This is a genomic window from Roseibium sp. HPY-6, assembly GCF_040530035.1.
Taxonomy (GTDB): domain Bacteria; phylum Pseudomonadota; class Alphaproteobacteria; order Rhizobiales; family Stappiaceae; genus Roseibium.
Genome location: NZ_JBEWCD010000001.1, coordinates 2,159,700 through 2,172,788, shown reverse-complemented (window position 1 = coordinate 2,172,788; position 13,089 = coordinate 2,159,700). Strand labels below are relative to the sequence as shown.

11 protein-coding genes are annotated in these 13,089 nt (G+C 57.5%); 6 read left to right on the top strand and 5 right to left on the bottom strand.

What is annotated here, in order from left to right; genetic code table 11:
* Positions 1 to 2,415 carry a Tex family protein gene (locus tag ABVF61_RS10040; RefSeq protein ID WP_502949938.1) on the bottom strand — a complete coding sequence of 805 codons (2,415 nt, stop codon included), beginning with the start codon at positions 2,413 to 2,415 and terminating at the stop codon, positions 1 to 3.
* 599 nt (positions 2,416 to 3,014) lie between these two features.
* On the opposite strand from ABVF61_RS10040, the gene ABVF61_RS10035 reads away from it, so the two are divergent.
* Positions 3,015 to 3,665 carry a TetR/AcrR family transcriptional regulator gene (locus ABVF61_RS10035; protein WP_353993373.1) on the top strand — a complete coding sequence of 217 codons (651 nt, stop codon included), beginning with the start codon at positions 3,015 to 3,017 and terminating at the stop codon, positions 3,663 to 3,665.
* Here the strand turns inward: ABVF61_RS10035 and ABVF61_RS10030 are convergent.
* A complete protein-coding gene (locus tag ABVF61_RS10030; protein WP_353993372.1) occupies positions 3,649 to 4,770 on the bottom strand; it encodes an ATP-dependent DNA helicase in 1,122 nt (373 codons plus the stop codon). The two genes, ABVF61_RS10035 and ABVF61_RS10030, sit on opposite strands and share 17 nt — an antisense overlap.
* 395 nt (positions 4,771 to 5,165) lie before the next feature.
* Positions 5,166 to 6,500, bottom strand: coding sequence for an NAD(P)/FAD-dependent oxidoreductase (locus tag ABVF61_RS10025; protein WP_353993371.1), 1,335 nt, complete (start codon positions 6,498 to 6,500; stop codon positions 5,166 to 5,168).
* A 379-nt stretch (positions 6,501 to 6,879) separates the two neighbouring features.
* Here ABVF61_RS10025 and ABVF61_RS10020 point away from each other — a divergent pair, with 379 nt between their 5' ends.
* Together ABVF61_RS10020 and ABVF61_RS10015 are read left to right on the top strand one after the other, a co-directional pair.
* Complete coding sequence (locus tag ABVF61_RS10020; protein WP_353993370.1) at positions 6,880 to 7,797, top strand: fatty acid desaturase; 918 nt, start codon at positions 6,880 to 6,882, stop codon at positions 7,795 to 7,797.
* The gene (locus ABVF61_RS10015; protein ID WP_353993369.1) at positions 7,794 to 8,621 is read left to right on the top strand and encodes a phosphate/phosphite/phosphonate ABC transporter substrate-binding protein; all 828 of its coding nucleotides are present in this window, start codon (positions 7,794 to 7,796) and stop codon (positions 8,619 to 8,621) included. Before ABVF61_RS10020 ends, ABVF61_RS10015 begins: the two co-directional genes overlap by 4 nt.
* A gap of 12 nt (positions 8,622 to 8,633) precedes the next feature.
* Here ABVF61_RS10015 and ABVF61_RS10010 read toward each other — a convergent pair whose 3' ends face one another.
* Entirely contained in the window at positions 8,634 to 9,515 is an 882-nt protein-coding gene (locus ABVF61_RS10010) for a LysR family transcriptional regulator (RefSeq protein WP_353993368.1), read from the bottom strand.
* A 150-nt stretch (positions 9,516 to 9,665) separates the two neighbouring features.
* On the opposite strand from ABVF61_RS10010, the gene ABVF61_RS10005 reads away from it, so the two are divergent.
* The 3 genes from ABVF61_RS10005 (at position 9,666) to ABVF61_RS09995 (ending at position 11,658) form a co-directional block, all read left to right on the top strand.
* The gene (locus ABVF61_RS10005; protein ID WP_353993367.1) at positions 9,666 to 10,703 is read left to right on the top strand and encodes a haloalkane dehalogenase; all 1,038 of its coding nucleotides are present in this window, start codon (positions 9,666 to 9,668) and stop codon (positions 10,701 to 10,703) included.
* A gap of 25 nt (positions 10,704 to 10,728) precedes the next feature.
* Positions 10,729 to 11,205 carry an SRPBCC family protein gene (locus ABVF61_RS10000; protein WP_353993366.1) on the top strand — a complete coding sequence of 159 codons (477 nt, stop codon included), beginning with the start codon at positions 10,729 to 10,731 and terminating at the stop codon, positions 11,203 to 11,205.
* A gap of 147 nt (positions 11,206 to 11,352) precedes the next feature.
* On the top strand, positions 11,353 to 11,658 hold the full coding sequence (locus tag ABVF61_RS09995) for a hypothetical protein (RefSeq protein ID WP_353993365.1): 306 nt from the start codon (positions 11,353 to 11,355) through the stop codon (positions 11,656 to 11,658).
* Positions 11,659 to 11,677: 19 nt separating this feature from the next.
* Here ABVF61_RS09995 and ABVF61_RS09990 read toward each other — a convergent pair whose 3' ends face one another.
* Positions 11,678 to 13,054, bottom strand: a complete 1,377-nt coding sequence (locus tag ABVF61_RS09990; RefSeq protein ID WP_353993364.1) for a M24 family metallopeptidase — start codon at positions 13,052 to 13,054, stop codon at positions 11,678 to 11,680.
* Between the last annotated feature and the right edge of the window lie 35 nt (positions 13,055 to 13,089).

The window sequence follows — 13,089 nt, the reverse complement described above, 5'->3', positions numbered from 1 at the left end:
CTATTTCTTTTTCTTGTTCATGGCGGCGGCAAGGGCCGCTGCCATGGCATTGTTGCCACCGCCACCATCACCTGATCCTTTCGGTGCGCCGCCTTTCCCACCTCCGCGCGGACCAGTGCCACCTGGTCCACGACCACCCGGGCCACGCTGGCCCTGGTTCCGGCCACCGGGTCCAGGACGGTCTCTGTCGGACCGCTCACGCTGACCCTGATAGTCTGCCTGGGACTTCATGGTCATGGAGATGCGTTTGCGTGGTACGTCAACGTCCAGAATGGTGACTTTGACGATGTCGCCCGCTTTCACCACCTGGTGCGGATCGTCGACGAAACGGTCGGCGAGCTGGGAGACGTGGACAAGACCGTCCTGGTGCACGCCAACATCAACGAACGCGCCAAAGTTGGTGACATTGGTTACAGTGCCTTCCAGTTTCATGCCCGGTTTCAGGTCGGAGATTTCTTCGACACCGTCCTGAAGCGCCGCGGTCTTGAATTCCGGACGAGGGTCGCGGCCGGGCTTTTCGAGTTCCGAAAGGATGTCCCTGACCGTCGGCAGACCGAATTTCTCGTCGGTGAATTCGGCCGGATCGAGGGCCTTCAGAACCGATCCGTCACCCATCAGCTGACGCACATCGCGGCCGCAGGCTTTCACGATCCTTTTGGCAAGCGGATAGGCTTCAGGGTGCACTGAAGACGCATCGAGCGGTTCCTTGCCGTCATTGATACGCAGGAAACCAGCACAAAGCTCGAACGCCTTTGCCCCAAGTCTTGGCACGTCCTTCAGCTGAGTCCGCTTTTCGAAACGGCCGATCGAGTCGCGGTGTTCGACAACCGCCTTCGCCAGACTGTCGGACAGGCCTGAAATCCTGGAAAGGAGGGCAGGGGACGCTGTGTTGAGATCTACGCCGACGGCGTTCACCGCATCTTCCACGACGGCATCAAGCGCCCGGGCAAGCCTGGTCTGATTGACGTCGTGCTGATATTGGCCGACGCCGATCGATTTCGGTTCGATCTTGACGAGTTCGGCCAGCGGGTCCTGCAGGCGGCGCGCGATGGAGGCAGCGCCGCGCAGGGAAACATCCACGTCCGGCATTTCCTTCGCAGCCAGTTCCGAGGCGGAGTAGACCGAAGCGCCGGCTTCATTGACGATCACCTTGACCGGGCGCTGCGCCGACGGAATGTCGGAAAGCACGTCTCCTGCCAGTTTGTCCGTTTCGCGGCTTGCCGTGCCGTTGCCGATGGCGATCAGGCCGACCTTGTGTTTTGCGATCAGAGCCAAAAGAGATGCGCGGCTGCCGGAGATATCGTTGCGCGGCTGAAAGGGGTAGATGGTCGCGGTGTCAACAAGCTTGCCGGTATCGTCGACCACGGCGACCTTCACACCGGTGCGAATGCCGGGGTCAAGGCCAAGCGTTGATTTGGAGCCCGCGGGCGCCGCCAGAAGCAGGTCCTTCAGGTTTTTCGCAAAGACCTGGATCGCCTCTTCTTCGGCGTTGTCCCGCAGGACGCCCATCAGGTCGATTTCCAGATGCAGCGCAAGCTTCACCTTCCAGGCAAAGCGCGCCACATCCATCAGCCACTTATCTGCCGGACGGCCGCGATCGGTGATCGCGTGGGTGTCGGCCACCATCTTCACCGCGGGCAGGACGGGGGAAACGTCGTCAGCGTCCACCGTCAGATCGACGGAAAGAACACCTTCATTCCGGCCTCGGAAAAGGGCCAATGCGCGGTGGCTCGGGATCTTGGACCACTTTTCGGAATAGTCGAAATAGTCGGCAAACTTCGCGCCTTTCTCAGCCATGCCGTCGATCAGTTTCGACTGCACCACGCCGCGCTCTTCGACATGGCGCCGCAGGCGGCCGACAAGTTGGGCATTTTCAGCAAAGCGCTCCATCAGAATCTGCCGTGCACCATCTAGTGCCGCCTTGGTGTCGGCGACGCCCTTGCCTTCGTCCACGAATGCGGCCGCCTCCGTTTCCGGTGTCTTGGCCGGGTCGTTCAGAAGGAGGTCTGCAAGTGGTTCCAAGCCCGCTTCGCGCGCAATCTGTGCCTTCGTCCGCCGTTTTTTCTTGAACGGAAGGTAGATGTCTTCCAGCTGCGATTTGGTTTCGGCAGCCTGTATGCCTGCGCTCAACTGATCGGTGAGTTTGCCCTGTTCCTCGATGGACTTCGTGATCGCTACGCGGCGATCTTCCAGCTCTCGCAGGTAAATCAGGCGTTCTTCCAGCTTGCGCAGCTGGCTGTCATCGAGACCTCCAGTGGCTTCCTTCCGGTAGCGGGCGATGAACGGTACCGTCGACCCTTCATCGAGCATCTGAACGGTTGCATTCACCTGAGCTGCCTTGCAGCCGATTTCATCTGCGATCCTGCTCGCAATCCGTAGCGCGATGTCCCCTGACGGAGCAGTCTTGGTTGTCATGGTTGACAAGTCTGGGGCGGAAGGGCTGGTCATAGGTAGTTGAGCTCTCAGGGTCAAAAAGGCTGGTTATCGGTCGCGTTGTGCTGTTGTGGCGTCAGTCATCACTTGCCGAGCGTCCGTTGCGCGACCTTCATCTGCTAATTCGGGCGCGTTGTCGGGTCAAGCTGTGCCCGGCACGTACTCACGAATTCCGTCAACCAGTTGCATCCGGAAACGACTTTTAATCTGAATGACGGCACGATGGGCTACTTCAGGAAGTTGCGATTGGCCGAGGTACCTGCCGGGTCGCCGTTTACAGCATTCGAGCCGCTTAGGTGTCGGCATTGGCAAGTAGCTCTGAAGTCAATTCTGTTTCGAACGCGAAATGAAACAGCAACATGTGCAATCGCGATACACTTCATGATTGTTTTTTGGCCGGTTCTTGAACGAACTGCAAAGTTTTGCGTATTTTGACTTGCGCCTTTGACGTTATTCTTTTGCCAAATTGTCATGATCGAGTTGCATAGATCGCGACGTATTGCGTGCAATGGATGCAGGGCGTGGTATGAAATTGCCGTGAACATTTCTTGCGTCTGGCTTGTAACAGGGAGAGCACACCGATGGCACGCGGACGGCCAAGGAAAATTGAAGCCAAAGACGCGCTGCAATCCGTCATGGTCGCTTTTTGGCAAAACGGATATTCCGGCACGTCCATGAACGATCTTTCCGAGGCCTCCGGCATGGCGAAGCCGGGTCTTTATGCTGCGTTCGGTGACAAGGAAGCGCTATTCGAAAAGGCCTTGCTGCACTACTTCGAAACCTATGGCGGCCCCGTGTTTTCCAGGCTACAGGAAGCCCGGAAACACTTCGTCGAGGATTTTCGGGATTTCCTGGGCGCCGTTGCCGACCTTACGCTGGACAAGAACACGCCGTCGGGGTGTTTCCTCGTCAACGCGATTGTTGACTGTACTTATGGCGCCGAACGCCACCAGGAGGTCGTAGCCGGGCTGCGCGAGTCCCGTTATGCCGCCATAAAGGAAAGACTGATCAAAGCCGTCGCCGCGGGCGAGATGCCGGAGGACGCGGATGTTGAAAGCGCGGCCACATTCCTTGATGGCCAGTTTTCCGCAATCGCCATGCTTGGCCGCAGCGGTATCAGCGAACTCGATTTGAAGACGTTTATCGAAACGGGTCTTCGCGCGCTGCCTGTCAGCGATCGGGACAGGTATTTTGAAGCCGCGGTTGCGAGAGCGCCTACTTTACGACAGTAATGCGTTCGGCCGCCCGCGTCACGGCGGTATAGAGCCACTGGCTCTTGTGCTCTCGAAAGGCCCAGCTTTCGTCAAAGAGTATGACATCGTCCCATTGGGAGCCCTGCGCCTTGTGCACTGTCAGGGCGTAGCCGTAGTCGAATTCATCGGCCTTGCGCCGGATCGCGTATGGGATGCTCTCCGCCCCGTCCTCAAACATTGCCGGCAGGACTTTCACCTTCACTGTGGTGCGCGCGATGTCCTCCTCAGAGACCACGTCGAAACGGAGTGTGTTGCCACGCGGCTGACGCAGGCGTTTGACAGTCCACAGGCCGCCGTTCAGGAGGCCTTTGGTCTTGTCGTTGCGCAGGCAGACCAGCTTGTCGCCGACAGCCGGCATCGGTGTCGAGTAATCCTTGAGCTCGCGGATGCGTCCGTTGTAGAGGCGCCGCGTCTTGTTGGTGCCGACGAGAACCTGGTCCGTCGACAGGATCTGTTCCTTGTCGATTTCACCCCGCCGTATCACCTTGCTTTCGCCGAAGGTTCCGTGTTCCAGCTGTCCGCCGTCGCGGATCGTCATGGACATGCGCACGATCGGATTATCCTGAGCCTGACGGTGCACCTCGGTCAGCATCACATCCGGCTCGGCTTCCGTGAAATACCCGCCGCCCTTGACGGGGGGAAGCTGGGCCGGGTCGCCAAGCACCAGCACCGGCGTGCCGAAGGAAAGAAGATCCTTGCCCAGTTCTTCGTCAACCATGGAGCATTCGTCGATAACGATCAGCTTCGCCGTTGCCGCAGCACTGTCCCGCTTGATCGCGAATTGAGGGCCTGAATCCTCCTCGTCGTCATCAAGATCTTCTTCTTCCTTGGCTGACCGCGGCCGGTAAATCAGGGAGTGGATAGTGCCTGCATCTTCGCACCCTTTCTGGCGCAGCACGTGTGCGGCCTTGCCGGTGAACGCACCGAAACACACATCGCCGTCAATGTCTTCAGCGAGGTGGCGCGCCAGGGTGGTCTTGCCGGTACCTGCGTAACCAAACAACCGGAATACTTGCCGGTCACCGCGCTTCAGCCAGGCAGCGGCCTCCTTGAGGGCGTCATCTTGTTGTGGAGACCAGGCCACCGGAAAGCTCCCGAGAATTGAGGGGACCCGGTTGCTTACCCTGATTTGCCTGATTCCGCCAAGGACGAATTCGGCTGCACTTCGTCAGACCATGCCCTAGAGCGGTTCAAGTTTAGCTGGAATCATTTGATGGCGTAGATTTGTTCCTTCGGCTAGGCGCGTCGTGCAGCGCGATACGGTGTATCGGGCAAACGGCGCAACGCAGCCGATGAGCAAATCTACGTCACCCTTATCATATTGAAGTAGTGATCAAAACAACGAGTCGGGGCCGGGAGATTTTTGCTTCTGGCCGCGTTGGCTCGACCTTATGGTGGAGCTACACCAATATGGTCGAGCCGCCTTGCCAGAAACAAAAATCTCTCCGGTCAAATGCTTCCAGCTAAACTTGAACCGCTCTAGCCAAGGACGGAGAAGGAACTTTCCTGTGTCAGATCCCGCTTTCTGGAAAAAGTCGCGGTATTGAGCGTGTGATCAATGTGGTTCAGTTTGAACTGCAGCGGATCGTTGTCATGGTCCCTGCCGCTCTCGCAATATTCGATCAGCTGGCGCATCAGCCGCCCGGCCACAGGAGCGTTCTTGAACTGGTTGCCGCTTGTGCCGATGGCAAGATAATAACCGTCGACATCGCTGCGATCGTAGATCGGTAGCCAGTCGTCCGTTGCATCGTAGAGGTCGGCAACGCCGACGGGGTGTTGTGAGACGCCCAGCTCCGGCAAGCGCTGGGAATAGCGGTACGCGTACGCAAGTGCTCTGTCGGTCAGGTCGCGGTGGAACGTGTCGGGGTCTTCTTCCAGATGGTCGTCGCAGGGCGGGTTCTCACTGCCAATCATCAATTGTCCGCCACTGCCCGGTTTGACGTAGCAGGCAATATCGCTGTCGGACACGAGAAGGCCTTCGCGCGAATAACCGAGAGAACCCGGCGGCTTGATCTGAACGACTTCCTGACGCAGCGGACGGTGGCGGATCTTGATCCCCGCATCGCCATCCAGCAGCGCATTGACCTTTCCGGAATGAGGACCGCCGACATTTATCACGACCCTTGCGGAGTGCACGCTGCCGTCCTCGCAGACGATACCGGTGACCCGGTTGTCCTCGACCGTGATTTTTACGACTTTCGTGTTGAATAGAAAGGTTGCGCCATGGCGAACCGCGGCATCCTTGAGGTTCCTTGCGGCAATCTGAGGGTCGTCGACGTAGCCCCCCTTTGGAAAGAAGATAGCGCCTTCCACTTGACCGCCGGTCGGCATGCCGAATGCGTCGTCCTCCATGGACTTTGGCGGATAGAACCGTTCAAGATTGTACCCGGGCATGCGCTGGACGATCTGCTCGCGTGTCCAGTGCTCATAGGGAATTTCAAGCGCGTCTGCGTGCGTCAGCACTCTTTCCAGCCGGTTATTGGCCTCGGTTTTCATGACGAGCGTGCCAGTCTCTATAAACTGTGCGAGGCCGTTATTGTCGTCTGTCTGCAAGGTTTGCGGCCAGTATTTCCAGTCGTGATAACCCTCGAATGCCATCGCAGACCCATCAAGCGTTGAATAGTAGGTGCGGATCACGGCTGCCGAGCTAGACGTTGAGCCGTAGCCGGCTGCCGGCAGCGCATCGACACTCAACGTTTTCATCCCGCTCTTTGCCAGATTGTAGGCAACCGCAGAGCCGATGACGCCGGCACCGATGATGATCGCGTCATAGCCAGCCGGGGAGCCTGTCTGAAGCGAGGGAGCGGTGGTCATGTCAGTTCTTCCTTTGCAGCCTTGCGGGTCGGGAAAACACGCATCTACTCACAGCCTGAACAATCAGTCCCCCAAAAGCCGGCCGTGTTTGTTCGGATGTCAGATCCTTGCGCGTATCTTGTTCAGATCAGGCGAGCAGAAGCGATTTGTACAGAAATAAATCCGCCATCCTGTGTCCTGAAACAGCCAAGAGTGATGAGAAAACAGCGCCAATTCAGGATAAAATGAACGAAAGTTTAGAAAATTAACCATTATGGTGATTTTGCTAAATTTTGCAGATTTTGTCAGATACTCTCAAATTGAAATCTTGGCGGTCTGAAGGCATCCTGATTCTGGGCTTGCCGGATTCCCCGGTTATTTCAACAATTTGGAGTGACGTGTGACGCGCATTGGTTTTCGCGAATGGCCGACGCTCGCCTTGATTTTGGCTGCGGCGGCAACCTGGATGCTATTGGTCGGGAATTATACCTGGCTTGGTGGATGGGTGGTTTGCCCGCTTGCCGTTATTGTCGTGACGTTACAATCGTCTCTCCAGCATGAAGTTCTGCACGGGCATCCGACGCGGCATCCTGGCGTCAACGAGGCGCTTGTTTATTGCTCGCTCGGTTTGTTTATTCCATACCGTCGCTTCAAGTCGCTGCATCTGCGCCATCACAACAACGACCGGCTGACGGATCCTTACGACGATCCGGAAACATTCTATCTTGCCTGGGCGGATTGGCAGAAGCTGCCCAAATTTCTGCAGTTTGTTCTGACGCTCAACAACACGCTCTTCGGCAGATTGCTGATTGGCCCGCTCGTATCGATGATTGGCTTCATTGGTTCGGAAATCAGGATGATCCTGGCCGGGGACAGGGTCGTTTTGCGCGCCTGGATGCATCATTTCGCCGGTATCTTACCTGTTATCCTTTTTATCACTCTGGTGGGCGGCATGCCCTTGTGGCTGTATGTTCTCTTCGTCTCTTATCTGGCCATGAGCCTATTGATGTTGCGCACATATGCCGAACACCGTGCCCATGAAAGCGCGGAAGCCCGGTCGATCATCGTGGAGTTCTGCCCGATTTTCTCGCTGCTGTTTTTAAACAACAACCTGCATGTTGTGCACCACGCTCATCCAAGGGCGGCATGGTACGAGCTGCCGGCAATGTACGAGGCAGCAAAGGATGACTGGCAGCGCAGGAATGCCGGATATGTTTTTAGAAGCTATATGCATCTTGCCAGAAACTATCTTTTCAAGGTGAAGGAGCCGGTTGCGCATCCGATCAGGCGACGCGCGCGCGAGGACCAGTTCTCTTGACCGGTCGTCGCGTCTACCGCGTAAGGCTGCCGATGTACGACTGGCCCGAACTCCGACCCGAGACCCGGGAACTTGAGAACGCACTGCAGTCGGCGCTTCTCGAAGCGCTGGGTCTTGATCCATCCAGTATTGCCGAGTGGCCTGCCGATATGGGCTTGCACGATCAGTGGGAAAACCCGGATCTGCTGCTCAGTCAAACCTGTGGCTACCCGTTGACCCACCTGCTTAGCGGCAAGGTCCGTGTACTGGGAACTCCGCATTACATGGCGGATGGTTGCTCCGGGCCGCATTACTGTTCGCATCTGATCGTCTCACGGGACAGTGCCCATGAAACGCTTGCAGACCTGCGTGGACAACGTGCCGTTTTCAATGCGGGCGACAGCCAGTCAGGCATGAACGCATTCCGCCATGAAGTTGCACAACTCGCCGAAGGTGCCGCGTTTTTTTCAAGCGTGGCGCAAAGCGGGAGCCACTTGCAGTCGATGAAGTCGGTGGCAGACGGTCAGGCCGATATCGCGAGTATCGATGCCGTCTGCTGGGCGCTTGCGCGCAGGGAGTTGCCTGACATGACGGGAAAGCTGCGATCCATCGGACACACGATCAAAGCGCCGGGGCTGCCGTTCATCACGAGTTCCGCGTGGTCGCCAGCGGAGGCGGATATCATTTCCCGGACCGTCCAATCGGTTCTTTCTGACCCGGCAACATCAGCGTGCCGCGAGCGCCTTCTGATCGACGGCTTTTCCGCACTTTCGGAGGCTGGCTATGAGCCGATCCTGAAGATGGAGCGGAGCGCCGGCGAAAAAAGCTACCCGGATCTGTCCTAGAACGGGTTAAGGCTAGTGCGTGAATCGACGTTCGTTGCGGGCAAAGAAGCTTGTTGTAAAATCGACGAAGGCACGGACCCTGGCGACCCGCCGCAGATCACGGTGGTAAAGCAGCCAGACCGGATAGCCTGACTGAAGCGGAACATCCGGCAAGCGAACAATGCGCGGATCCGCGTCGCCGATAAAGGCCGGGATCTTGATGAGACCGAGATGTTTCGCAGCCGCTTCGATCTGCATGGAGACCTCCGGCAGAACGTGGCGGACCTGAGCCTTGGGAAACGGACTGCCTGCGACCCAGTCCTGGAGACTGCTCCAAGCGATCCAGTTTGCTCCTTCGCCCGCATTCGCCAGCAGTTGAGGGTGCATCTTCAGATAGTCGCGAGAGGCAAAAACGGCCTGAACGAAGGTGACCAGTTTGCGCCCCAGTACGTCTTCGTCGACGTGGCGTGCGACACGCAACGAGATATCCGTTTCGAGCTTCTGCAGATCCGAGACACGGTTGGTCGATATCGTGTGCACCGAAATGTCCGGGTAGAGTTCGGTAAACTCAAAAAGCATGTCCGCCAGAAGTCCGTGGGACAAAGCCGGCGGCAGACTGAGGCGTATCGATCCCGAGGGCGCGAGATCCAGTCCGGAAATCCTGCGGGTAATCGCGCTTGCCTGGGACTCCATTTCCTCTGCCGGCTCGACCAGTGCTTCGCCTGACTGGGTCAGTTGCAGCCCGCTGGTCGTTCGGTCGAAGACACGCGTTCCAAGGTCCCTTTCAAGGGCTGAAATCGCCCGGTGCACCGTGCCGTGGTTCACGCCCAGCTTTTCCGCCGCCCGGCGGAAGCTTCCCGTGCGAACCGCCACCAGAAAGGTGCGCAGATGATCCCAGTCCAGCTCTCGCTTCATGGATTTCCTTCACGATCGGTTCTTCCTTGTGGATCGTTTTTTATCCACGTTGGTCAATTTGATCATATTCATTTCGAAAATCAATCCACCAGATTTCAGACTATCGCGCGATTGGCGCGCGTTCGGCTTTGAAAGAACGTGGAGGACTTCATGAGTGGCAAGTTGAGCTTTGAAACAACCCGGCGAAGGCTGCTGACTGGGGCGGCCACAGGAGGTGCAGCGCTTGCTCTACCGCTAGCGGGCACTGCAATAGCACAGGAAGGGGCCAAACCGCTTGGTTCGGATCCGTCCGCTCCTTATGGGATCCAGATCAGCGCGGAGTTTCCCTTCAAGAAGAAGGAAATGTCCGTGCTGGATTCCTCCCTCGCCTATGTTGATGAGGGAGACGGGCAGCCCGTTGTGTTTTTGCATGGCAACCCGACTTCGTCCTATCTGTGGCGCAATATCATACCGCATGTGTCGGAGAGCCACCGCGCCATTGCGCCCGATCTGATCGGCATGGGCGATAGCGGCAAACCTGACGGTGACTACCGGTTTGCCGATCATGCGCGCTATCTGGACACTTTTCTCGACCAGCTTGACCTGAGCGATGCGATCCTGGTGGTCCACGACTGGGGCTCTGCGCTCGGCATGCGCTATGCGCGCCAGAACCCGGACCGCGTGTCAGGGCTGGTCTTCCTGGAAGCCATTGTCCCGCCTGTGCTCCCGGTCGCATCGTTTGACGACATGCCCGGTCCCCTTGCCGATTTCTTCCGTCTGATGCACAGCGACAAGGGCGCCGACATGGTGCTCAACGAGAATTTCTTCGTGGAATTCGTGCTGCCGCAAATGGGTGTCGTGCGCGCCATGTCCGATGCGGAGATGGATCACTACCGCAGACCATTTCCGACGCCCGACAGCCGCAAGCCGGTTCTCGCGTGGCCGCGCGAAGTGCCTATCGAGGGCAAGCCGGCCGACGTGGTCGAAGAGGTCAGGCTGAACGGTGAATGGCTGCTGTCGAGCCAGGTTCCCAAGCTGATGTTCTATGCGGAGCCGGGTGCGCTGATGCCCAAGCCCGTCGCGGACTACCTGACCGCGAACGTGGCCAATATCGAAGCGCGTTTCGTCGGGGCCGGATCGCATTTTCTCCAGGAGGATCATCCACACGTCATCGGCCAGGGGATCGCCGACTGGCTGCGTCGCATCTGAGTGGGTCAAAACGATGGAGATCAAGATGGCGGAAGTTGTTGTTACACAGCTTGTAAATGCCCCGTTGGCCGACCTGTGGCGCAGCTGGGACAGCTATGACGAAATCTACAGGTTCAATCCGGTGATAAATCAGTCGCCGCTCCTGCCTGAAAGTGCGCCTACAGGATTGGGCGCGGAGCGGATCTGCAGGCATGTCGATGGCAAAACCTATCTTAAGGAGCGCATCATCGGCTATCAGCCGCGGGAGCATATTGTCGTCGAAATTTTCGATGCCAACCTGCCGCTCAAGAAGGCAATCGTGACACTTGATTTCGTTTCCCTTTCGGATGCGCAGAGCCGGGTGACAATGCGGATAAGTTTCACACCGAAATTCGGTCCGCTCGGGTGGTTGATGACGCCAATCATGAAAACGCAGTTCCGCAAAGGGTTGTCCGAGCTGCTGCTTGCAAATGCCAACTTCGTGGAAAAAGGGGTCGAAACGCATCCAAAGCTGGCTGCATAAGAATTGATGTGTGTCATTTTAAGACAATCGTTAACGATGTTCTTGCTTGGTGACACACATTCCTGGTGAATTCGGCGGAAATGCTGGCGCAAATGTTAACGAAGGGTTACGATTTTCGGTAAATCATTCGTTAACAGTGAGCGCGTCATGAAAACGATACTAAAATCTGCCTTCGCCACCGCAGGATTGCTTGCGGTCATCGCCACCGCTGCAAACGCTGAAAGCGGAACGACCCGCATCGTTCACGATGAGCCATATGGCGCGATCGTGACCAAGGAAGCCGGTGTGCTGGTGTTCCGCGGGCTTCCGCCGACCCGCAAGGTCATCGTCAACCCAGAAGGAAAAACACCGCTTGACCTGAAGATGACCGAGGTTCGCGAGACCAATGTCGTTGTCTTCACGCAAGACGACTACATTCGTGGTCTCGGGTCCAAGATCCTGCGCGTAAGATAAGCCACGTGATATTGGGCCGTCACATCTGGCGGCCCAGCAAGCGTTCGTCGTAGGGGTATGTGCTGAGACGCTCATACCCTTGCCCGGTGATCAGCAGTTGTTCTTCCAATTTTACCCCTTCATGGCCGCCGTGCCGGCCAACGTAGCTTTCCACGCAGACCACCATTCCTGGCTCCAGGACACCATCGTAGCCACCGCTTTCCCAATCTGACGGATAGGGAACGGCAGGGTATTCGTCGCACAGGCCCACGCCGTGAAAGAGTACGGAGTAGCGGTTTGCGAGATAGTCCTCGGGCAGACTGCTGGCCTCATGAGAGAGTTCACGGAAGGTCCGGCCAGGGGCAAGCATTTCGATGTTCGCTTCGATCTGGTCGAACGCCATCCGGTAAAGCGACTGCTGTTCGCCCGTCGGTGCATCGTTCCCGCAGAGCCAGGTCCGCGAGATGTCACAGCACATGCCATAGGGGCCGACCAGATCGGTATCGAATGCGACGAGGTCGCCGTTTTCAATCACACGAGCCGATGCCTCCTGGAACCATGGATTTGTGCGCGGCCCGGAGGCGAGCAACTGGGTCTCGACCCATTCACCACCCCGTCTGATGTTGCCGGCGTGAAGAAGCGACCATAGCTCCCACTCCGTCATGCCCGGTACGAGCGCATCTTCCATTTCCTGCATGGCCGCTTCACAGGAAGCGATCGACCTGCGCATTGCCTTGATTTCGTCCGGGCACTTGATGGCGCGCGCGAGTTCCATGACTTCTTCACCATCATGAAATAACAAACCGTGCGTTTCCAGAGCAGCAACGCCTTCGCGGCGCGCCTTGTCGAGGGCAATCCGATGGTTGCCGCCACCATAGGTCTTGACCAGGTCCGCCAGTTCGTCAGCCCATTTCAGCGCAAGTTCCTGTGAGCGGGGGCCGGATTCGAAGTAGAACCACGGGATCCCGTGCCGCATTTCATCGACTTGGGAATTATGCGCTGACAAGTGCTCGCAATTGTGAAAGTCGAACGCAACGACCGGGCCTTCCAGCGCAACAAACGTATAGCGGACAGCGTTGTGCGCTGACCATATTTGCATATTGGTTGCGTCGGTCGCATAACGAACGTTCAGTGGATCGCATAGGATCGCGGCGCTCAGGTCAAACTTTTCGAGCTGCTGGCGAATGCGGTCAAGCCGGTATTTGCGAACAACGTCGAGATCAGGCGCGTCCAGTCCGAGCGCCGCCCACTCGTTTTCCACGAAAGCGCCGTAACCAAGCATGTGACGGTTCAGGAGCGTCGCCTTTTCGAACGCATAGGCTGAAAGCGCCTCGTAACCTGCCTGATCTCCCGGATGGATCAGAGCACTTTCCGGCAGTATTTTCCGCCTGTGGCGGCCAAAATGTTCCGTATTCATATATGGCTACGCCTCCTCCCGCGTTGGCCTGGGCC

Bases quoted from the DNA above. Each gene is read 5' to 3' on its own strand.
- ABVF61_RS10040 (WP_502949938.1), bottom strand. From the start codon at position 2,415: ATGACAACCAAGACTGCTCCGTCAGGGGACATCGCGCTACGGATTGCG.
- ABVF61_RS10035 (WP_353993373.1), top strand. From the start codon at position 3,015: ATGGCACGCGGACGGCCAAGGAAAATTGAAGCCAAAGACGCGCTGCAA.
- ABVF61_RS10025 (WP_353993371.1), bottom strand. From the start codon at position 6,500: ATGACCACCGCTCCCTCGCTTCAGACAGGCTCCCCGGCTGGCTATGAC.
- ABVF61_RS10010 (WP_353993368.1), bottom strand. From the start codon at position 9,515: ATGAAGCGAGAGCTGGACTGGGATCATCTGCGCACCTTTCTGGTGGCG.
- ABVF61_RS10005 (WP_353993367.1), top strand. From the start codon at position 9,666: ATGAGTGGCAAGTTGAGCTTTGAAACAACCCGGCGAAGGCTGCTGACT.
- ABVF61_RS10000 (WP_353993366.1), top strand. From the start codon at position 10,729: ATGGCGGAAGTTGTTGTTACACAGCTTGTAAATGCCCCGTTGGCCGAC.
- ABVF61_RS09995 (WP_353993365.1), top strand. From the start codon at position 11,353: ATGAAAACGATACTAAAATCTGCCTTCGCCACCGCAGGATTGCTTGCG.
- ABVF61_RS09990 (WP_353993364.1), bottom strand. From the start codon at position 13,054: ATGAATACGGAACATTTTGGCCGCCACAGGCGGAAAATACTGCCGGAA.